Genomic DNA, 20,641 nt, shown 5'->3' with positions numbered 1-20,641 from the left:
AAATCCTTGTCCTTTTAACCGTTATTCAGCCGGTTAACTGTCTGCGCTAAAGTGTACTTGTCAGTACACTTTTTTTCAAGAGTGCGTATTTTATGCAAATTCCATTTTTTATTTATGGGATTTTGTACCTAAACGCCCAAATATTCTCGCAATTTTACAGTTTTGTGGATGTATGATTTTCGTCAATTTCAATGGTTTGCTTCGGCGGCCAGAAAAACTCACTTGGGCGAGTAAGAAAGTGGGTCATGACCAGTTTAGCGAGCGGTTTCCATTGTTCGAAACGCACCCGTCGTGCGCGTAATGCCACAATAATGGTCAGGCTGAAACTTACAAAAAGGTTAGTCAGACCAATCAGCAGAACACCCAGGAAAGAGATGATAATGAGTCCAATATCTGGACCATTAATATTGATCAGTCCTTGGATAAAGTTGGCAGATGCAAAGGCAATATGACGAATATCTAAAGGCAAGCCGAGAATGAAACCGATGGTCCCCATACTGCCCAGCATGATCCCAAAAATAAAATTACCCGCCAGTGCCCCTAAATTACGCTCAATATAGTCAGCAAATCGATGCAAACGTTCTTGTCCCATCAGTTGTGACAGGCGCACATGAGCTCTTAGACGAGGACCGACCTTCCGATACACTGCCATATTATCGAAATAACCGGCTAATAGGCCTGACAGGAATAAACATACTCCAGCCACTGCTGCATGAGGAATCGCTAAAGAAGTAAATGGATTCAGGTCATATAAGGTTTTGGCTGCTTTGGCATGTGTCATTAATGGCTCATGTAGGGCAAATTCCCACATCAGGGCAATCAGTGCTGCAACCGGAATTGCGATTGAAATATTCCCAAGAATCGCGACAAACTGGGTCCGAATGATATTCACAATCAGTGCAGCCAGTTCAGCAATCTGGGCGGTTTTTGAACCCTTACGCTGTTGTACGGTAGAAGCGAGTGCAGCTGCGGTCATGGCCGGCTGTTTGGTTGCAACGGTAAAATGCAGCACATGAATGAGCATAAAACCGAGCGAATAGTTCATGCTATAGCTAAAGGCTTGCATTAAAGGTGCCATGGTGACACGCGCCATCAAGACTTTCAGCGAGGCCATAAAGGCAATGATGATACCTGCACCGGCTGCCGATTTGTACATGGCCAAAAAGCCTTGCTTGTCGGTACTTACGTAATGTTCACCAGTCTTACTGGCATTTTCAGTTACCTGTAAAGCCAGGAGTTCACTATTGGTAGTCAGTAAGGCACGCACACTGCGTTCGCTATAAATCGCTTCGGTAATATCTGCGATAAACAGACCAATGGACTGATAACGCAGATCATCGTCATCCAGCACCATATTCAACAGGATTTCAATCCGTTCCAGACACTGTTCCAGCAAGGCCAGCATATAGGTCAGGCTGACACTGACCCCAATCCGTTTGGTAGAGCGGCGAATTTTGGCGACAACATCGTGACACTGCTCCAGCATGACCAGAGCTTGAGAAGCATCTGGCGGCGTAATCGCATCTACCAGTTCTACAGTGTTATAGCGTTTTTTATATTCCTGGATAAATTCAATAATCTCACGGTTTTGCACCAGAAAAGGTGATTCATATTCCATGAGCTCAGGCTGGGCATTAATAAATTCAGGATGCAGGCCGATCCCACTCACCCGGTAGGACAGAATCGTTAGTGCTTTAATGATCTGATCTTTGATTCGGGTTTTTTCTACCTGATTGGAATGACCCTGATTTACAACAGCAAAAAGTCGCTGCCAATCCGCTTCATCAAAATAATCCAGCCAGTATTTATCGGTACGCAAATAGAAAATCTTGCGGAACAATTCCTGAAGCTTTAAATGATCTGGAATCACCGGCAGGATATGCGCCCCGATCCGCTGATTCAGCTGGTTCCAGAAACCATCCAGAGAAAGAATCCCGGTATCGGAAAACAGACTGGCTTGTTTATAGCGGTTGATAATTCTTAAAGTGAAACTTTGTAAGGTTAAGACTGCATTGGGAGTGAGCAGTAAAGCCCGGATAAAGGCATTAAATTTTGTTTCGATTTCTTCTGTATTTCTGCTGTCTTCTGGGCGTATACGTTCTACAAGTTGGATGAGCAGATTCTCATCCAGCACCGCTTGTGGTTGTTCAAGCTGATGCTGCATGCTTTGAAAAATATCAAGAAAATTAATATGCATAGGCGAGATAAGCGGCTATTGAATCCGGTGAAGAGCCAGTTTGGCCAGATTAACGAGGGCCTGACGATACTCTGAATCGGGTAGTGCATTCAAGGCTTGAATTGCAATTTCTGTTTCTTCGGTTGCACGCTGGCGGCAATAATCCAAGGCGCCAGAATCATTTACAATCTTGATGACTTCTGCCAAATGATCTGTTCCGCCCGTTGCAATACTGCGACGGATAATTTCATGCGATTCCCCAGTTGTATTCTTCATGGCAGCAATCAATGGCAGGGTAGGTTTACCTTCCATCAGGTCATCACCGATGTTTTTACCTAGGGTTTCAGCATCAGATGTATAGTCCAGAATGTCATCAATAATCTGGAAGGCATTACCGAAGTGACCAGCGAATTTACGTAATGGTTCGCGGAATTCAGTCTTGTCGGAAAGAATAGCGGCACCTTCGGTCGCCAACTCAAACAGGCGAGAAGTCTTGCCATGAATAATACTTAAATAAGTTTCTTCTGAGGTTTCTGGCTGATGTTGCGACTGTAGTTGCAGAACTTCGCCTTCGGCAATTTCGCAGGTACCCGTAGAGAAGTCTTTGAGCAGGGTCATATTGTTAAGGTCGACCAGTAAATCAAAGGCACGCGAAATCAGGAAGTCACCCACTAGCACAGCTGTCTGATTGTTCCAGGTGGCATTGGCAGTTGGACGGCCACGACGCAAACCTGACTCATCGACGACATCATCATGAACTAGAGTTGCCGTATGCAACATTTCGATAATGGCTGCCAGTTTGCGATGCTGTTCCAGTTCCACGGCACCACAGGCTTTTGCTGCCAACAGGCACATAATTGGGCGCATACGCTTGCCGCCAGCTTCAACCACATGCTTGCTGACCGCCATCACCAGCGCTACTTTTGAGGTAATTCCTTCGTTAATGAATGTGTCCATCGCAGCAAAGTCGTTAGCAACAGGAGCGAGAATATCTTGCTTAAAGTCGATGGCCATGTGAAAGAAAACCTCTAGTTTGGTAAATCGCAGCGGGTAGTTTAACAATTTATAACATGAGTGAAAGCTAAGAAAAGCACAAACTCCACTAAAAATCAGCTTTTTATAGCACTTCTTTGAGTTTAGCCTAAATTTTGACATTTAAAAAATGAACAATATCTTTCCGCTAAAGTTTTTTTCTAAACATTCTCAGGCAGCCGGAAAACTCGGAATTGAGTATCCTTTTTTTGGCCATTATATCCAATATTAATCTTTGATTTTGAATGAATAATTTAATGATTTATAGGCTTTATAATGGAGTTCATGATTATTTCCTTAAAATGGCTTGTTGTTTCTTATAATATCCCTTAAAATCTTTGCCCTTGTATAACCCCCAGTGGCGCGCGTTTTAAGATCGATATATTCCTTTATCGGCACGTCGACACGGGCATGTTTGGAGTACATTATGTACGCAGTAATCCAAAGCGGTGGTAAACAGCACCGTGTAGTTGAGGGTGAAACCCTTAAAGTTGAATTATTGAAAGCTGAAACTGGTTCAACAATTACGTTTGATGACGTACTTATGCTTGTAAACAGTGATAGCATTCAAATCGGTGCTCCAGTTGTAGCTGGCGCTAAAGTAACTGCAGAAGTAGTTAGCCATGGTCGTCACGACAAAATCCGCATCATCAAAATGCGTCGTCGTAAGCACTACCGTAAACAACAAGGTCACCGTCAATGGTTCACTGAGTTGAAAATTACTGGTATCTCAGGCTAATTACTAGGAGTAAATAGACATGGCAACTAAAAAAGCCGGTGGTTCGACTAAGAACGGTCGTGATTCGAATCCTAAGATGTTAGGTGTTAAAGTTTACGGTGGCCAAACTGTAACTGCAGGTAACATCATCGTTCGTCAACGTGGTACTGAATTCCACGCTGGTCAAAACGTAGGTATGGGCCGTGACCATACATTATTTGCTACTGCTGATGGCGTAGTAAAATTCGAAGTGAAAGGTCAATTTGGCCGTCGCTACGTATCTGTTGAAGCATAATTTGCTGAAATAGAAAAAAAACCCACAGTTTCTGTGGGTTTTTTTATGCATGAAGATTTATCGGCTTATAAAGCTGTGACAGCGAATGTAAATATCACTATTGAATCTTCATCATGATGAATAAAAACAGGAATTCTGCATTAATAACAATACAAAACTTCTTATTTTCTATCATCTTAGTTCGAGAAATTGGTTTAAGATGAGTCATTAGATAAATAGCAATATGCAAATACAAAAAGGTGAGATTATGAGTATGCTTCGTAAAACTGTATGTGCCATAACAATCGGTACGGCGACACTGGCACCTGTCATGAGCACGACTGTATTTGCCGCAACTGCAGCGACGGAGCAGCAAGCTACTGCGAATCTGGTGAAACAGCTCAGCAATATCCGTAGCTTAACTGCAAATTTTGAACAAACGACTAAAGTCACGAATCCGAAAGCGACCCAGAAAAAAGGCTTAACCGCCCAGCACATGAACCAGACCTTTAAAGGTGTGATGAAAGTGGCGCGTCCGGGTAAATTCTACTGGGAAACTTCTAGCCCGTCGAAACAGACCATTGCTACTACAGGTAAAACCGTATGGATCTATGATCCAGACTTGCAGCAAGCAGTGCGTCAGAGTCTAGACGACCAGGTGGCAAATACACCGGCGTTATTATTGTCCGGCAATACCAGCCAGATTATGCAATCTTATCGCGTAACTCAGCCGAATAAAGCTAAAACCTATTACACGCTTTATCCGAAAAATACCGATGGGGTGTTTGAAAGCCTGACTATTAGTTTTGGTGCGAACAAAGCGCCTAGCTTGATGATTTTGCAAGATTCCTTAGGTCAGACTACGAATATTAAATTTAGTAATGTAAAACTGAATACCACGATTCCGGCATCTACGTTTAACTTTACTCCGCCAAAGGGCACAGACATTATTGATCAGTAAGCATCAATACACCCTAAATAAAAAAGCAACCTCCGGGTTGCTTTTTTTGTTCCTGATCGGGATGGATTTGGAGTCATTACAAGGTTGGCGTATATCTAGAAGTTCGGGTGTTTTAGAATAAACAAAAGTTGAGTCAATGAAATTGCAAAATTTTAGGAGCTCAGGATGAAAATCACTTTATATAAAATAGGCTGGATCGGTTGTATCTTATGTTTGAATCTGGGGTTATTTGCCTGTCAGCCTCAAACCTCTTCAGTCACTACATCCGCGCAATCAGAAGACACGGGACAAATTCAGTCCAAAACAATTCCGGTTAAAGATGCTAATCAGGTCGTGTGTGAAATCGAAGGTTGTGTGCGTTTTGATTTGCAGACTGTAGATACCAATATCAGCTGGATTGATCAGTATTTTATGGAGCGGATCCAGCGTACTGAGCCGGTCGCTTTTAGCAAAGTGACCAGTAATAAAATTAAAGCAAAGGATGAGCCGAAATTTATTGATCAGCGTTCCATTCAGGTGAGTTACCTGAATCAGCATGCTCATCTAGCTACTTTTATCTTCAAAACTACTCATCAGCCTGAACGTGCCCAGTCACAATCTCATAGTGAATATGTCAATCTAGATATAAAACAGAAGAAACGTCTAGCTCTTCATCAGGTTGTGCGCGGTAATACAGATGAAAAACTGAAACAGGCTCTATATCAAGCAAATAAAGACTGGCTAGATCGCTATCAAATCACCCAGCAGAAATTAGCATTGAGCGACAATTATTATTTTGACGGTCAGGGCTTGGTACTGGTTTATCCGGCAGGTGAGTTGAGTAAGACGATCAGTGACATGGCAGAATTAAAAGTACCTTATACAGCATTAAGCGAGATCATCCGGCCCGAATATTTATCACTTTTGCCTCAAACAAGCCTTTAAATATTGTGCTAATAAACTCCAGCCGGTAGGTCAGTCACTGTATTTTTTGACGTTAAGAGCTTACACTATAGCCAGTTTTTTTCTTATCCAAAGATTGGCTATGATCGACCCGAAATTACTTAGAAATAATATTGAGGCTGTAAATTTAGCCTTGGCAAAACGTGGTGTTCAACTGAATGTTGAGGAGTGGGCATCATTAGAAGCTCGACGTAAAGAGATTCAATCCAAAACTGAATCCTTGCAAGCTGAGCGTAATGCCGGTGCCAAGCAAGTGGGTCAGATCAAAAAAGCAGGTGGCGATGCCTCTGAAATTATGGCACGCATGTCTGCGATTGGTGATGAAATTAAGGCTGCTGAAGCTGCTCTGGCTGAACTGCAAGCTGAACTAGAAGAAAAATCACTGTCTATTCCAAACCTTCCAGATGAATCTGTACCTGAAGGTAAAGATGAAAATGACAATGTGGAAGTCCTGAAATGGGGTACACCACGCGAATTTGATTTTGAAATCAAAGACCATACTGACCTGGGCGAAATGATGGGCGGTCTGGAATTTGAAACTGCGACCAAACTGACCGGTTCACGTTTCAGCGTTCTGAAAGGTCCTTTAGCGCGTCTGCAACGTGCGATTACCCAGTTTATGCTGGATACGCATACCACTAAAAATGGCTATACCGAAGCCTATGTTCCTTATCTGGTAAATGCAGATTCTCTACGTGGTACTGGTCAATTACCAAAATTTGAAGAAGACCTGTTCAAGCTGCAAGGCGAGAAAGAATTCTACCTGATCCCTACGGCTGAAGTGCCTGTAACCAACTTCGTGCGTGATGAAATCATTGATGCTGACCGTCTGCCACTAAAATATGCAGCACATACCCCATGTTTCCGTAGTGAAGCCGGTTCTTATGGCCGTGATACCCGTGGTCTGATCCGTCAGCACCAGTTTGACAAAGTTGAGATGGTGCAGATTGTAAAACCTGAAGACTCTATGCAGGCACTGGAAGAGCTAACTGGTCATGCCGAAGGTATTTTGCAGGCATTAGGTCTGCCATACCGTAAAATCATTCTGTGTGGCGGTGATATGGGCTTTGGTGCATGCAAAACCTATGACCTTGAAGTCTGGGTGCCAAGTCAAAATACGTATCGTGAGATTTCATCTTGCTCAAATATGTGGGATTTCCAGGCACGCCGTATGAAAGCGCGTTACCGTGCTGACCAGAAAAAAACTGAATTCGTACATACGCTGAATGGTTCAGGTCTGGCTGTAGGTCGTACTTTACTGGCAGTGATGGAAAACTATCAACGTGCTGATGGTTCAATTGAGATCCCTGAAGTACTGCGTCCGTATATGGGTGGCGCAACTTACATCGACTAAATATCGGTGTATGCACCAAAATGTGCATGAAAATTGCTTAGACAGTCAGATTTAAAACTTTTTGAGGCATTTTGTGGATATCTTTCCAATCTCGTTAAAGTTGCAACAGCAACCTTGTCTGATTGTCGGTGGTGGACATATTGCATACCGTAAAGCGGTATTACTACATAAAGCAGGGGCAGTCATTTCGGTGATTGCACCTAAGATTGAAGCGAGTCTGCTTGAGATTGTTCAAGCGACCGCCGGTCAATATGTTCAGGCACCTTTCAATTCTGAAATTTCTCTACGTTCCTATCGTCTGGTGATTGCAGCGACCAATGATGCTGGAGTCAACCGTCAGGTGTTTGAAGACTGTGAAGCCGAAAATGTGCTGGTCAACAGTGTTGATGATCCGCCACATTGCCGTTTCATGGTTCCAGCAATTATCGACCGCTCACCACTGATTATTTCAGTAGCCAGTAACGGTACTTCACCGGTATTGTCTCGTCAGATCCGCACTCAGCTTGAAGCCACTATTCCGCATGGTATGGGTAAACTGGCTGAGTTCTCGGGTAAATGGCGTAGTGCAGTTAAAGCCAAGATCACTAATCCCGATGAACGCCGTATCTTCTGGGAAGATTTATACGCCAGCCCTTTGAAAGAACAGGTATTTAATGACAATCTGGCTGAAGCTGACCGTCTGATTGAACAAGCCTTAAATGAATGGCAAAAGCCAAAAGGTGAAGTTTATCTGGTCGGTGCTGGACCGGGTGATCCAGAGTTATTGACGCTAAAAGCCTTACGTTTGATGCAACAAGCCGATGTGGTGATCTATGACCGTTTGGTCTCTGCACCAATTATGGATCTCTGTCGCCGTGATGCAGAGAAGATCTATGTCGGTAAGGCGCGGTCTAATCATGCAGTGCCACAAGAAGGAATTAATGCCTTACTGGTGAAATATGCCAGCGAAGGCAAGCGCGTTTGTCGTCTAAAAGGCGGTGATCCGTTTATCTTTGGTCGTGGCGGTGAAGAGATTGAAGAGCTGTTTGCTGCTGGCGTGGCCTTTCAGGTCGTGCCTGGCATTACTGCAGCTTCAGGCTGTTCAGCTTATGCTGGTATTCCGCTCACTCATCGTGATTATGCGCAAAGCGTGCGCTTCCTGACAGGTCATTTAAAAGAAGGTTCACCAGAGCTGCCTTGGAATGAACTGGTCTATGAAAACCAGACACTGGTACTGTATATGGGACTGGTTGGACTGGAAAAAATCTGTGCACAATTGATTGAGCATGGTCAGCGTCCAGATATGCCAGTAGCCCTAGTCTCAAAAGGCACCACACCAGAGCAAAAAGTCGTGGTGGGAACGCTCCAAGATATTGCATCGAAAGTGAATGAGCACCATATTCAGGCACCAACCTTGACCATTATTGGTGAAGTGGTGCGTTTACGTGAAAAATTGAAGTGGTCCTAAACGGCCACTAAACTCCCAAAAGTAGAGAAAAGCTGTGATCCATGTTGTTTTATATGAACCTGAAATTCCTGCCAATACAGGTAATATTATTCGCCTATGCGCAAATACGGGAGCACAGTTACATTTGGTCAAGCCACTTGGCTTTGAACTGGATGATAAAAAACTAAGACGTGCCGGTCTCGATTATCATGAATATGCCAATATGCAGATTTGGGAAAATATTGATGACTGTCTGGCCGATCTGGCTGCTAAGGGCGTAGGTGTAGATGCAGTTTATCCGCTGACCACCAAAGGTTTTGAAACCCCGCATACCTCAGATCTAAATCGTTCTGTAGCCTTGTTGATGGGACCAGAAACTCGTGGCTTGCCAGAGCATGTACGTATGATGTTCCCGAAAGAGCACTGGATTCGTCTGCCAATGGCAGAGAATTCACGCAGCTTAAACTTGTCTAATGCGACTGCTGTGATTGTCTATGAAGCATGGCGTCAGCAGGGTTTTAAACCGCTTTAAGTTTATCGTACCAATTTAAAAAGCTGCCTAAGGGCAGCTTTTTTATTTTATGTAACAGATGTGGGTACATATTAGGTCTTTCAGGTAATCTTGTAGATAAGCTCTTGAGAATGTAGAAAAAAGGAACAAGATGTGAAAAAAGGATGGATTCTAGCAGGCTGTAGTACGTTGTTGCTGGCCAGCATGATGACACAGGCTCAAGAAGCGCCACAGCAATCAGTATCATTACAAGATACAGTTCAGCCCATTACTCAGGAAGAAATCCGCCAAGGGCTGGCAGCGATGCAACAGCGCTTGAATAGCCGCATTGAGCAGTGGGGTAAAACCCTTAGCCGTGATGATTTCGAGTGGACTTGGCGTGGACGTCAGATGAAACCTGCCAAACGTCAGGAAGTTTGCGATATTTTTCAGGGCGTGGTGAATGAAATGTATCAAATGGCAGTGAAAAACAAGGCTCGGCTCAGTCCGGAAGATCAGAAACTATTATCCAATCGTGATCTGTTTATTGAAAAACTGGGCTTTCAAAATAACCGGGTAAATACCCAGATGGGCTTTGACTGCCGCTTGCAGTAGACTAAGTTCATTATCCAAGAAAATAAAAAAGGCGCATAAAGCGCCTTTTTTAGGTATGAACAATATCGATTATTCAAACTCGTTATGTTGTGGAGCAGGGTGCTTAAAGCCCTTGGTTTTATAACCCAGGTACAAAATACCGAACATCGCCCACCATAAACCGTATTTCAGTGCAGTTTCTTCAATTTCCAGCCACATCGCAAAGATGCTGATAAAACCAAGCATCGGGATGACCACAAAGCTGAAAATATCTTTCGCAGTTTTAGTACGGCCATCACGCAGTGCATAACGTGAAATTACTGACAGGTTCACGAATGTAAACGCAGTCAAGGCACCGAAGCTGATCATCGAAATCACGATATCCAGATCCATGAAGCCAGCAGTTAAGGCCACTGCACCTACAATCAGAATGTTGTAGTTTGGTGTATAGCTTTTCGGACTGATATGACCAAAGATTTTCTTGTTGATCACGCCATCACGGCCCATGACATACATCAGACGAGATACACCTGCATGAGCAGAGATACCAGACGCCATTACGGTAATGATCGCAAAAGTCAGAACATAAGACTGGAACAGTGAGCCGCCTACAAGAAGCAGAATTTCTGGCTGAGTTTCAGCAATATTCTTGAAGTAAGAACCCGGTGTAGAAGGAAAGTACAGCTGCATGAAATAAGTGCTGATAATGAAAATCACACCAGCGATTAAAGCAGTCAAGAAAATCGCTTTAGGCAAGGTGTTTTCAGTATCTTTGGTTTCTTCTGCCAGAGAGCTTAAAGAGTCAAAACCGGTGAATGAGAAGCACAGTAAGGTCGCACCAGTAATCAGGGCGCCTACCGAAGTCAGTTCATTCCAGAACGGTTCAAGACTCCAAAGCTGGTAACGCTGTTCAGCTGTAATCGGACCATCAGCATTGAAACCGGCCTGCAGTTTGGTAAAGACCATCCAGGTAAAGATACCGATCACCAGTAACTGTACCAGTACGATCAAACTGTTAAAGTTTGCCACGAAGCGTGCACCGCGCAGGTTTACCCCGGTCATGAAGGCGGTCAGCACGATTACCCAGACCCAGTGGTTCACATCAGGAAACAGTGCTTCAAGATAGATCACTGCCAGGATGATGTTCACCATTGGTGATAACAGATAATCCAGCCAGGAAGACCAGCCCACCATGAAGCCAATATTCGGGTGAATCGATTTTTGGGCATAGGTATAGGCCGAACCCGAAGAAGGGTAGCGGCGAATCATGTGACCATAGCTGATCGATGTAAACAAAATTGCAATTAGGGCAATGATGTAAGAAGTAGGAACATGCAAATGACTTTCTTCAGATACCAAACCAAAAGTATCAAATAAGGTCATTGGTTGAATGTAAGCTAAACCAATAATAATGATGTGCCAGAGCCCTAGCGTTTTTTGCAGTTTAGCTGCCGATTGAGTCCCAGAGAAATTTGTCAACGGCGTTATCCTCTTAATCGTTGATCAAGGATCAGTCATATTTAATAAGGATCGTTTGAGACGAACGATCCCCCCTACAATTTTCTATAAAAGCGCGCCAATCTACTTTAAAATTACGGCTTTTACTAGCTATTTTTTGAATTTAGGCCTGCACGAAATGTGCCATTCGAAGCAAAAAACGGCGATTTCCTGCAAGATAAAAGCCCGATGTCTAAAAAAACATCAGGCTTAAATTTTTCGCTATATTGGCTTATTTTTCAGTAATTACCAAGCCTTTTTTAAGATAGATTTCAAATCTTCCAAACTGGCTTCTTTTGGGTTGTAAATGATGGAACCATCATTTAATGCTTTTTCAGCAACTTCATCCAGCTGTGCTTCAGAAATCTTACCTGTTTCACTTAATGTGCGCGGTAATTTGGTCAAGCTATAGATTCGATCACGCATGGTTAAAATTGTAGCAATGGTCTTGTCTGCACGTAAGTGTGCTGGTGTTTGTGCATAGATGTCTGCACCCGCCAATGGCAGCAGCAGCTCGGCAATCTTGTCGCCATTCACTTCCTTGTTGTATTCCAGTACATAAGGCAGGAACAGATTCATACATAGGCCATGCGGCAAATGCGCGACTGCACCTAGAGCATGTCCAAGGGAGTGCACCAGACCCACCATTGAATTGGAGAAGGCAATTCCGGCCATGGTAGAGGCCTGAGCCAGCTCCAGACGACCTTGAGCATCAGTTGGGTTGTCGAGTACGTTAAACAGGTTGGCACTGACTTTTTTCACTGCAGCTGTGGCATAGGCATCGGAAATTGGATTGGCTGCCATACAGGTATAAGCTTCTACCGCATGAGTCATCGCATCCATGGCTGTCATGGCAGTTAGATGCGGTGGCAGGGTCTGAGTCATACGTGGATCCAGAATCGCTGCATGCGGCATCAGGTAGTAGGATGCAAATGGCATTTTCACATTCTTTTCAGTATCCGATACCACAGCAACCATCGTCACTTCAGAACCAGTTCCTGAAGTCGTAGGAATTACGAAAAATGGCTTCAGCGGTTTAGGCAGGTTATGCGCACCAGAATATTTGAGTAAGTCGTCACCACCTTCAGAGACCAAAATATTGGTCGCTTTTGAAGTATCAATCACTGAGCCACCACCCACGGCAATAATGGCATCGCAATCATGATCACGATAAAGCTGTGCTGCGCTGCGCACTGTACCTAAACTGGAGTCTGGCGGGACATCATCGAAAATCGCTGCAATTTTGGCATCGGCCGATTCAAAAGCAGCTTCAATCGGTGCCAGCAGGTTATTGGCACGTACACCTTTATCGGTAATGATCAATGGACGTTTGGCACCTAAAGTGGCCAATTCAAAAGGAATGTGTTCTAACGCGGCATGACCAGCAATTACTTTGACTGGGCAGAAAAATTCATAATAAGGTTTTGCCATGTTATACACTCCGTTTCAAATAAGATTGAGCGACTTTTAAGTAGATGCTGCTCGCTTCCATGATTTTATCTTTAAGTCCCAGATTATTCGGGTATTCTTTTACTGCCAGTTGCGCCACCATTTTCGGCAAGATCAGCGCTTCCATTTTGTTCAGGCAACGTACCAGACGGATCGCATAGGAAATATCACCATCGGCAATCATGCGGTCATTGGCAAAGGCCTGAGACGTGCTTTCCTGAAAGGAAAACACCAGAAAGGCATGATGCAGATGCTTAAAGGTAATGGTCAGGTCTGGCTTGATATTGCTTTCTTTGACCAGTTCCAGCTGATGTTGTTCCGTGACCCGGGCAACGAAGGCCGGGCCATGTGGAAAAACATTCATTGAAAGCCTAAAATTGGCGGGAAACTGGGCAACTTCCTGTTTGATTTCTGGGTCTACCTGACTTGCCATGACCAGGCCACGGCCAATGATATCCATCATCAGTTTGACATAGGCAAGCTGCAAAGCGGGTTTTACGGATTTTGTCGCAATCACGTGATGATCCCTATCTTGATATTATTGGTTTAGAGTAATTACTCTAATTTATTTATTGTTAAAATGCAAAGGCTTTATCTTTGCTCGACGTTCACCTGCTTAAAGTAACCGCTGCTGCTTAAAGTTTCAATAATTTCAACACACAAGTCATTAAACTTTGGCGGGTTGCTGACGAGGTCATTAATTCGCACCATTTCCAGGCCTGCATAGCCACACGGGTTGATGGTATGGAAACCAGTCAGGTCGCAATCAATATTTAAAGATAAGCCATGATAGCTACGGCCTTTACGGATTTTAAAGCCGAGAGAACCAATTTTACGTTCATTCACATAGACGCCCGGAGCATCGGGTTTGGCATAGGCTTCAATCTCATGCTTTTTAAGTAGTTCAATCATCAGGTTTTCGGCATAAGACACCAATGTACGGACATTCCAGCCCAGACGGTTCAGGTCAAACATAAAGTATGCGACGAGCTGACCAGGACCATGCCAAGTGACTTGACCACCACGGTCGGTTTGAATGACAGGAATATCAGTTGGAATCAGGATATGTTCCGGTTTACCGGCCTGACCTTGGGTCAGTACATCATGGTGCTGCAAAATCCATAACTCATCAGGCGTATTTTCATCACGGTTTTCCGTGAAGCTTTTCATTTCCAGAAAACGGTCTTCGTAGGGAGTCAGGTTATTATATTGACGGATAATCAGGGAGGGTTTTTGAACCGCAGCTGTCACAGTGTGCGTCCTTAGAAAATTAAATCATACTGCAAATAATTATAATGATTTCAGCAATAGATAGGGGAGAGATTCGTAGTAATTGTTGGTGAGCTAGTCACACACATAAAAAACACGCCCGAAAGCGTGTTTTTTAATTTGCCAAGGTTGGAGCAGAATAATCTTAAAGTGCAGTCTTGATTAGTGGGCAAGCTGCAAGATCAGCATATACGGCATGCACCTGTTCCAGTTCAAGGAAGCGTAGCTGAGCAGTGATCGAATGATATTTACCAGTACGGGATGGAGTGATGCTTACGCTATCACCATCAAAGTCAGGGAAATGCTTGGTAAAAATCTCAACGACTGCATCCAGCAGTTCTTCACCTGCCAGGCCAATGAGTTTGATTGGGTAATCCATTGGAAAAACCCAAAGATCTTCGCGGAGTTCACGAGATGGTGTACGGTCTAACATGTAGTCCCCCTATTCGAAACGCCTGCATAGCGCAGGCGTTTGGGTGTATTGCAATACAAAATGGAGACGAGAGATGAAATTTCAAGTCTCCAAAATTGTATTAAATCTTAATCATTTTCCAGGAATGAACGCAGGTGTTCAGAACGGGAAGGGTGACGTAACTTACGCAGTGCTTTCGCTTCAATCTGACGGATACGTTCACGGGTTACGTCGAACTGTTTGCCGACTTCTTCTAAAGTATGATCCGTTGGCATGTCGATACCGAAACGCATTTTCAGGACTTTCGCTTCACGTTCAGTCAGGTTTTCCAGTACTTCGCGAGTCGCTTCTTTCAGGCCTTCTGAAGTAGCAGCATCCACTGGTGAAGTGATGTTGCTGTCTTCAATGAAGTCACCCAAATGCGAATCTTCATCATCACCGATCGGTGTTTCCATCGAAATCGGTTCTTTAGCGATTTTCAGTACTTTACGAACCTTCACTTCGTCCATTTCCAGACGTTCGCCCAGTTCTTCCGGTGTCGGTTCACGGCCCATTTCCTGAAGCAATTGACGAGATACACGATTGATCTTGTTAATCGTTTCAATCATATGCACTGGAATACGAATGGTACGTGCCTGATCCGCGATTGAACGGGTGATCGCCTGACGAATCCACCAGGTGGCATAAGTCGAGAACTTGTAACCACGACGGTATTCAAACTTGTCTACGGCTTTCATCAGACCGATGTTACCTTCCTGAATCAGATCCAGGAACTGCAAGCCGCGGTTGGTGTATTTTTTCGCAATCGAAATTACCAGACGCAAGTTTGCTTCAACCATTTCTTTCTTGGCACGACGTGCTTTCGCTTCACCTACTGCCATACGTTTGGCAATGTCTTTGATGTCACGAACTTTAAGATCAAGGTCCTTTTCGATATCTGCAATTTTTTGCTGGAAGGCCAATACGTCAGGACGTACTTTTTCCAGATAAGCTTTCTGATCAGCAGGTGCTTTCGCAATCTGCTCATCTAACCAGGCTGGATTCGATTCCTGACCCGGGAAGGTTGTACGGAACTGGGTGCGGTCCATACGGCCACGACGCACGGCATAACGCATCACTTCACGTTCTGCACCACGGATCTGGTCATGTGTACCACGAATCATTTCAGAAATGATATCGAACAGACGCGGGGTGAACTTGAACATCATGAACACAGTTGCAAGCGCTTGAAGTGCTTCTTCTGCTTCTTTGCTGTTGCGGCCGTGTTTTTCCAGTACCGCTTTGGTATTTTTCCAGGCATCGGAAAGTTCGGCAAAACGAACTTTGGCAATTTCTGGATCTGGGCCTGAGTCACCTTCAGAATCGTCATCGCTATCAGACTCTTCATCTTCCTCGTCATCATCCAGTTTTACATCTTTGGTTGACTTGGTCGTTGCTTCTTCGTCTTCTTCGATTTCAGCGACTTCTTCCAGGACTTCTGGAATTTCTTCATCTGATTCAGGGTCTAAATAACCTGACAGAATGTCAGCAAGACGGCGTTCGCCAGCTTCATAATCTTTGTATTCTTGTAGTACAACTTCTACAGCATTCGGCCAGTAAGCAATAGAGTGAAGAACGTCTCGGATACCTTCTTCAATGCGTTTTGCAATGCTAATTTCGCCTTCACGCGTTAAAAGTTCAACGGTACCCATTTCACGCATGTACATACGTACAGGGTCAGTCGTACGACCTGGTTCGTTTTCTACAGATGCAAGTACAGCCGCAGCTTCTTCTTCTGCAACTTCATCAGCAGCTTCTGCAGTATCCTCGAACATTGCATCATCAGATTCAGGCGCACGATCATGGACAGGAATACCCACATCATTCAGCATTTGAATGATATCTTCAATCTGTTCGCTTTCTGTGATGGAGTCCGGGAGATGATCGTTAACCTCAGCGAAGGTTAAGTAACCTTGTTCTTTGCCTCGGCTAATCAGAGCCGCTACTTGAGAAGTAGGGGAAGTCATATCGCTCATCTTTGCTTACTCTTCGTTGAATCTGTGGCAGTGAAAAACCGTGCATGATAGCACAATTAACCTGAAATAGTTTTGGAATTGATCAGTCAAGCATGATTTTATAAATATGTTTGAATAACAATTGAATATCGATATTGGGTCTAAGTTTATCTTTTCAAGTGTATTTCCCAATCTAATTTTAGAAACGTCCCTCATCCATGGGATAAAAAGCGTTCACTATCTAACCAGCTAATAAATACACAATTATGCTGTAGAAAAACAAGAGCTAACTAGTATAAACATACAAAATATATAAATAAAACTTGACAAGTTTTTAAAGGCAAGATAAATAGCGCCTAGACCCATTTACATTTTTCACTACGAGGTAGTTTTAGTGTCTTCGACAGATTTTGAACTAGATGATAGCTACGGTGATGATGATGTTAATTTCGATGAGGCATCGAGTAAGCTAAGTGCGAAAGAGTCGTTGGAAAAACGTCGTCTGATTGATGATCTGCTCTCGCAACGCCGTCTGGAACGCGAACTCAAAGATTTTGATTATGACTTCGACGATGATGACGACTTTGACGACGAAGATTAACGAATTCAGATTTAGCATAGCCTGAATAAATGCTATGCTAATCCTTTCGGTTTTCTAAGTTTGGATGTTAAATGAGTGCTTTAGATTTAGACCTGTTGAGTGAATATCTGGATGGCGACCAAAATGAGTATGGTCTGGATTTTGCGGCAACTCATGGTTTTTTATGTGCTATCGCAGTAGGCCCGCAATTTGACAAATGGATGGATGAACTTTTTGAAGGCAACCAGAAAAAAGTGCCTGCAGAAATCATCAATCAGGTTAAAGCATGGTTAGAGTCAATCCGTCAAAGCTTGGCCAATGAAGAAGGGATCACTTTCCCATTTGAAATTGAAGAAGCAGATACCGAATCAAGTCTAGGTGACTGGAGTGTGGGCTTTGTAGATGCCATGTTCCTGAACGAAGAAGCCTGGTTTACAGAAGAATTTGAAGAACAGTTGGTCGATTTAACGCTGCCAATTATGGTATTCAGTGGCATCGATGAAGAAGATCCGCAAATGGAATCTTTCCGTCGCAATGGTCAGTTAATGGATGAGCTTGCAGAAGAGATTCCAGAAAACTTGAATGAATTATATCTGATGTACCACACACCAGAATAAGTCATGCCCCGCCATGAAAAAGCACCGTCAGGTGCTTTTTTTAGCTCAGGTGTTTTGTACAACGTTTGGACTAGTTAATTACCTAGTCTAAGGTTTATGATCGGCACCCGTACGCTTGCTCAAGCTATAACGCGCATAGCCATTATAGGCGATATGGAACAGCAAGGCATGTAAGGCAATACTTGCAGCCACCAGAAACGAATTTGGCCCGCGTCCTGTATAAGCCATCCTTCTATAGATTTCCTCCGTCTGTGGATGCAGCCAGATCACTATAAACAAAAAGATAAATCCAAAGGTCATGGCAATAATCGTGGAACCCCAGACCAGTCTGCTTTTCTCTTCCTGGGTGGATAGTCGGAGTTCTTTTTTCACAAAGTATCGGGCGCTGAGAAAGGCGGAGGCAATCAGGGCAGGAATCAACAGAATGGCGCCCAGATTGAATACATAGATGAGTATGCCCACTATTAAGACCAGAGTCAGATAAACGGTGGCAAAATATTTAAGATAATGCGACATCGTTTTAGCCTCCTTATGCTGGGGTCTCTTCAGGATGGGCGATTTTTACGTTGATGTCTACGGTATAAAACCCAGCCCACGATGATCACGACAATTGCAATAATCACATAACTGACCTGACTGAAGATTTTGTGCATCAATTCCTGATTTTCACCAAAATAAAAACCGACATAGGCCAGGAACGTGGTCCAGATAATAGTACCTAGTCCACTATAGAACATGAATTTCCAGAAAGGCATATGGCTCATGCCGGCCGGGATACTGATGAGGGAACGTACTGCCGGAACCATCCGGCCAAAGAATACAATCCGGTGTCCATACTGCTCGAACCATTCCAGAGATTTTTTCACGTCTTCAGATTTGATAAACAAGAATTTTCCATATCGGTCTATGAATCTGAAAATACTGTCGTGGTTAAATTTGTAGCCAACCCAATAGAGCAATGCCGCTGCCAATAACGAACCAATACTGCCTGCAATAATGACTCCAACCAGCAGTAATTCTCCCTGAGAAGCGGAATAGCCGGCAGAAGGCATAATAATTTCAGAGGGGATCGGGGGAAAGACATTGTCAAGAAACATGAGCAGGGCAATGCCCCAGTAGCCCAGCTGTTCCATGACAGAAATAATCCATTCAGTCAGATTCATAAAATTGGCAAAATAAAGAATACTGCTTGTATCCTAAGCAGTATTTTTAAGAGGGTAAAGTTAAGTTATATAAATGGCCAAGTGCGGATTAACTATGGGTTAAGGTATAAATGTAAACTTTACGTAAGCTGTAAGCCAGGCAAACTGGCAGAGCACTGAGCAGTAAATAATGTGCTACTGTAGCCTCAATATGGTAGCCGATAAACAGGGCAAGAATGGCACCAATGATAGTTCCCAAGATCACAATAAACAGATGTGATTCTGCTTCCAGCTCATCTGTCATTTGGGTAATACGTTCCAGTTTTGTATTTTGTTTAGGTTGGAATCTAACAATATTATCTGGATCCCGAGCAAGTAAATTGGCCATTTTGTTTTCCTTTTCATTTAAAAAATTAATTAATAATGAAAGACTTATGGTAACAAAGTAATGTGATATAAGACTATCAAGCTTAGCTGTAAAAATATGCTGTTCTTGGTAAGGGATTGGTAAGTTTTTTATTGCAGATGTAATGCTTATGTAAATAAAAAGCCCTCCGAAGAGGGCTTGGATATTTTTGGTTACAAAACTGGAGTTAGAGACGTTTACGTTTTGCAGCCAGAATTTGCGATTGACGCATACGGAAACCTTCTTTTTGTTTCTCGGTGGTTTTATCGATGCAGTACACACAAGATACGCCGTGTTCATAACTTGGCAGCGCTGCTTCTTCAGGTGTTAATGGCCAGCCACACGCATGACATTTGGTATTTTCACCTTCTTCCACACCATGTGTAACCGCAGTACGGCCATCAAATACGAAACATTCACCTTCCCACAGACTTTCTTCAGCTGGGGTTTCTTCCAGGTATTTCAGAATACCGCCTTTCAGGTGATATACCTCTTTAAAGCCTTCCTGAAGCAATAAAGAAGTTGATTTTTCACAGCGAATACCACCGGTACAGAACATGGCAATTTTCTTGTCCTTGTGCTGTTCCAGATTCTTTTTCACGTATTCAGGGAATTCACGGAAAGTTTCAGTTTTCGGATCGATTGCGCCTTTAAAGGTACCGGCTTTATATTCGTAATCATTACGGGTATCCACCAGAATCACATCATCACGTGCAATCAGCTCATTCCATTCTTTAGGATCAAGATAATGGCCAACCAGATCACGTGGCTTAACCGGCACACCTAAAGTCACGATTTCTTTTTTCAGCTTGATCTTCATTTTACGGAATGGTTTGTCAGAGCTATGCGACTCTTTATATTCCATTTCGTTGAAGCCTTCATCCAGCAGGAACTGGTGTACTTTATCGATGGCTTCACGGTTACCCGCAACAGTCCCGTTAATGCCTTCACCTGCCACAATTAGAGTACCGCAAAGGTTGATGGTTTTTACCAAGTCTAAAAGACGTTGTTGCAGACCTTCAGGGTCTTGAACTTCTTTGAATTGATAAAGTGCGGCAACAACCCAACCAGTCGTCGCTTGCTGTTCTACAGGTGCAAGCTGTTCTACAGTAGCGTTCATGGAATACTCCAACGTAGCATGATAATTTGAAAGGCGCATATTTTAACGTGATTTGAATGAATAAGCGAGTAAAAGGCCGGGTTTTAACGGACTTCAAATCGATAGGGAGAGCGTGTATAGTCATGCCGACCCAGGATTTTGATGCAATGATGCAGATGCTGGAAGTTGCAGCACAGTTGGAGTAAGTT

At 43.6% G+C, this 20,641-nt stretch carries 23 protein-coding genes; 11 read left to right on the top strand and 12 right to left on the bottom strand.

What is annotated here, in order from left to right:
- Positions 1-154: 154 nt before the first annotated feature.
- Positions 155-2,197, bottom strand: coding sequence for a site-specific recombinase (locus tag ACEWB7_RS01320; protein WP_214001999.1), 2,043 nt, complete (start codon positions 2,195-2,197; stop codon positions 155-157).
- 15 nt (positions 2,198-2,212) lie between these two features.
- A complete protein-coding gene (sdsA, locus tag ACEWB7_RS01315) occupies positions 2,213-3,190 on the bottom strand; it encodes an All-trans-nonaprenyl-diphosphate synthase (RefSeq protein WP_004784900.1) in 978 nt (325 codons plus the stop codon).
- A gap of 445 nt (positions 3,191-3,635) precedes the next feature.
- Between sdsA and rplU the strand changes: the two genes are divergently transcribed.
- The 8 genes from rplU to ACEWB7_RS01275 all read left to right on the top strand — a co-directional run bounded on the left by rplU (position 3,636) and on the right by ACEWB7_RS01275 (position 9,988).
- Positions 3,636-3,947, top strand: a complete 312-nt coding sequence (rplU, locus tag ACEWB7_RS01310) for a 50S ribosomal protein L21 (protein ID WP_214002000.1) — start codon at positions 3,636-3,638, stop codon at positions 3,945-3,947.
- Between the two features lie 19 nt (positions 3,948-3,966).
- On the top strand, positions 3,967-4,221 hold the full coding sequence (gene rpmA / locus ACEWB7_RS01305; RefSeq protein WP_004784896.1) for a 50S ribosomal protein L27: 255 nt from the start codon (positions 3,967-3,969) through the stop codon (positions 4,219-4,221).
- A 247-nt stretch (positions 4,222-4,468) separates the two neighbouring features.
- Entirely contained in the window at positions 4,469-5,161 is a 693-nt protein-coding gene (gene lolA, locus ACEWB7_RS01300; RefSeq protein ID WP_004784895.1) for an outer membrane lipoprotein chaperone LolA, read from the top strand.
- A 165-nt stretch (positions 5,162-5,326) separates the two neighbouring features.
- Positions 5,327-6,085: a DUF3298 domain-containing protein gene (locus ACEWB7_RS01295; RefSeq protein WP_312310211.1), complete on the top strand. Its 759-nt coding sequence runs from the start codon at positions 5,327-5,329 to the stop codon at positions 6,083-6,085.
- 100 nt (positions 6,086-6,185) lie between these two features.
- A complete protein-coding gene (serS, locus tag ACEWB7_RS01290; RefSeq protein WP_005236894.1) occupies positions 6,186-7,457 on the top strand; it encodes a serine--tRNA ligase in 1,272 nt (423 codons plus the stop codon).
- Between the two features lie 73 nt (positions 7,458-7,530).
- Positions 7,531-8,904 carry a siroheme synthase CysG gene (gene cysG, locus ACEWB7_RS01285; protein WP_312310212.1) on the top strand — a complete coding sequence of 458 codons (1,374 nt, stop codon included), beginning with the start codon at positions 7,531-7,533 and terminating at the stop codon, positions 8,902-8,904.
- 34 nt (positions 8,905-8,938) lie between these two features.
- The gene (locus ACEWB7_RS01280; RefSeq protein ID WP_180104386.1) at positions 8,939-9,415 is read left to right on the top strand and encodes a tRNA (cytidine(34)-2'-O)-methyltransferase; all 477 of its coding nucleotides are present in this window, start codon (positions 8,939-8,941) and stop codon (positions 9,413-9,415) included.
- A 183-nt stretch (positions 9,416-9,598) separates the two neighbouring features.
- Complete coding sequence (locus ACEWB7_RS01275; RefSeq protein ID WP_312310214.1) at positions 9,599-9,988, top strand: hypothetical protein; 390 nt, start codon at positions 9,599-9,601, stop codon at positions 9,986-9,988.
- Between the two features lie 69 nt (positions 9,989-10,057).
- Here ACEWB7_RS01275 and ACEWB7_RS01270 read toward each other — a convergent pair whose 3' ends face one another.
- From ACEWB7_RS01270 to rpoD, 6 genes are all read right to left on the bottom strand, one after another.
- Positions 10,058-11,446 (bottom strand): APC family permease, encoded by a 1,389-nt coding sequence (locus ACEWB7_RS01270; protein WP_004784881.1) that lies wholly within the window; start codon positions 11,444-11,446, stop codon positions 10,058-10,060.
- Between the two features lie 264 nt (positions 11,447-11,710).
- Complete coding sequence (locus tag ACEWB7_RS01265) at positions 11,711-12,895, bottom strand: iron-containing alcohol dehydrogenase (RefSeq protein WP_411580346.1); 1,185 nt, start codon at positions 12,893-12,895, stop codon at positions 11,711-11,713.
- A 1-nt stretch (position 12,896) separates the two neighbouring features.
- Positions 12,897-13,430, bottom strand: a complete 534-nt coding sequence (locus ACEWB7_RS01260) for a hypothetical protein (RefSeq protein WP_159123447.1) — start codon at positions 13,428-13,430, stop codon at positions 12,897-12,899.
- A gap of 74 nt (positions 13,431-13,504) precedes the next feature.
- The gene (lipB, locus tag ACEWB7_RS01255; RefSeq protein WP_159123448.1) at positions 13,505-14,164 is read right to left on the bottom strand and encodes a lipoyl(octanoyl) transferase LipB; all 660 of its coding nucleotides are present in this window, start codon (positions 14,162-14,164) and stop codon (positions 13,505-13,507) included.
- A gap of 163 nt (positions 14,165-14,327) precedes the next feature.
- Complete coding sequence (locus ACEWB7_RS01250; protein WP_159123449.1) at positions 14,328-14,615, bottom strand: YbeD family protein; 288 nt, start codon at positions 14,613-14,615, stop codon at positions 14,328-14,330.
- Between the two features lie 107 nt (positions 14,616-14,722).
- Positions 14,723-16,609: an RNA polymerase sigma factor RpoD gene (gene rpoD / locus ACEWB7_RS01245; protein WP_180002122.1), complete on the bottom strand. Its 1,887-nt coding sequence runs from the start codon at positions 16,607-16,609 to the stop codon at positions 14,723-14,725.
- 373 nt (positions 16,610-16,982) lie between these two features.
- Between rpoD and ACEWB7_RS01240 the strand changes: the two genes are divergently transcribed.
- On the top strand, positions 16,983-17,189 hold the full coding sequence (locus ACEWB7_RS01240; protein WP_004784869.1) for a PA3496 family putative envelope integrity protein: 207 nt from the start codon (positions 16,983-16,985) through the stop codon (positions 17,187-17,189).
- Between the two features lie 71 nt (positions 17,190-17,260).
- Positions 17,261-17,785, top strand: a complete 525-nt coding sequence (locus ACEWB7_RS01235; RefSeq protein ID WP_004784868.1) for a YecA family protein — start codon at positions 17,261-17,263, stop codon at positions 17,783-17,785.
- 87 nt (positions 17,786-17,872) lie between these two features.
- Here ACEWB7_RS01235 and ACEWB7_RS01230 read toward each other — a convergent pair whose 3' ends face one another.
- The 4 genes from ACEWB7_RS01230 to ACEWB7_RS01215 all read right to left on the bottom strand — a co-directional run bounded on the left by ACEWB7_RS01230 (position 17,873) and on the right by ACEWB7_RS01215 (position 20,453).
- Entirely contained in the window at positions 17,873-18,301 is a 429-nt protein-coding gene (locus tag ACEWB7_RS01230; protein WP_262738263.1) for an ABZJ_00895 family protein, read from the bottom strand.
- Between the two features lie 29 nt (positions 18,302-18,330).
- Positions 18,331-18,948: a DedA family protein gene (locus ACEWB7_RS01225; protein WP_262738262.1), complete on the bottom strand. Its 618-nt coding sequence runs from the start codon at positions 18,946-18,948 to the stop codon at positions 18,331-18,333.
- 88 nt (positions 18,949-19,036) lie between these two features.
- Positions 19,037-19,315 (bottom strand): FUSC family protein, encoded by a 279-nt coding sequence (locus ACEWB7_RS01220; protein WP_262738261.1) that lies wholly within the window; start codon positions 19,313-19,315, stop codon positions 19,037-19,039.
- A gap of 205 nt (positions 19,316-19,520) precedes the next feature.
- Positions 19,521-20,453: a rhodanese-related sulfurtransferase gene (locus tag ACEWB7_RS01215; protein WP_262738259.1), complete on the bottom strand. Its 933-nt coding sequence runs from the start codon at positions 20,451-20,453 to the stop codon at positions 19,521-19,523.
- A gap of 56 nt (positions 20,454-20,509) precedes the next feature.
- On the opposite strand from ACEWB7_RS01215, the gene ACEWB7_RS01210 reads away from it, so the two are divergent.
- Positions 20,510-20,638 (top strand): hypothetical protein, encoded by a 129-nt coding sequence (locus ACEWB7_RS01210; RefSeq protein ID WP_257218376.1) that lies wholly within the window; start codon positions 20,510-20,512, stop codon positions 20,636-20,638.
- The last annotated feature ends 3 nt before the right edge of the window (positions 20,639-20,641 follow it).

Source organism: Acinetobacter sp. NIOH-H-8 (assembly GCF_046635365.1).
In the GTDB taxonomy this organism is placed as follows: domain Bacteria; phylum Pseudomonadota; class Gammaproteobacteria; order Pseudomonadales; family Moraxellaceae; genus Acinetobacter.
The sequence above is the reverse complement of the archived record's forward strand: the minus strand, read 5'-3'. Positions and strand labels throughout refer to the sequence as shown.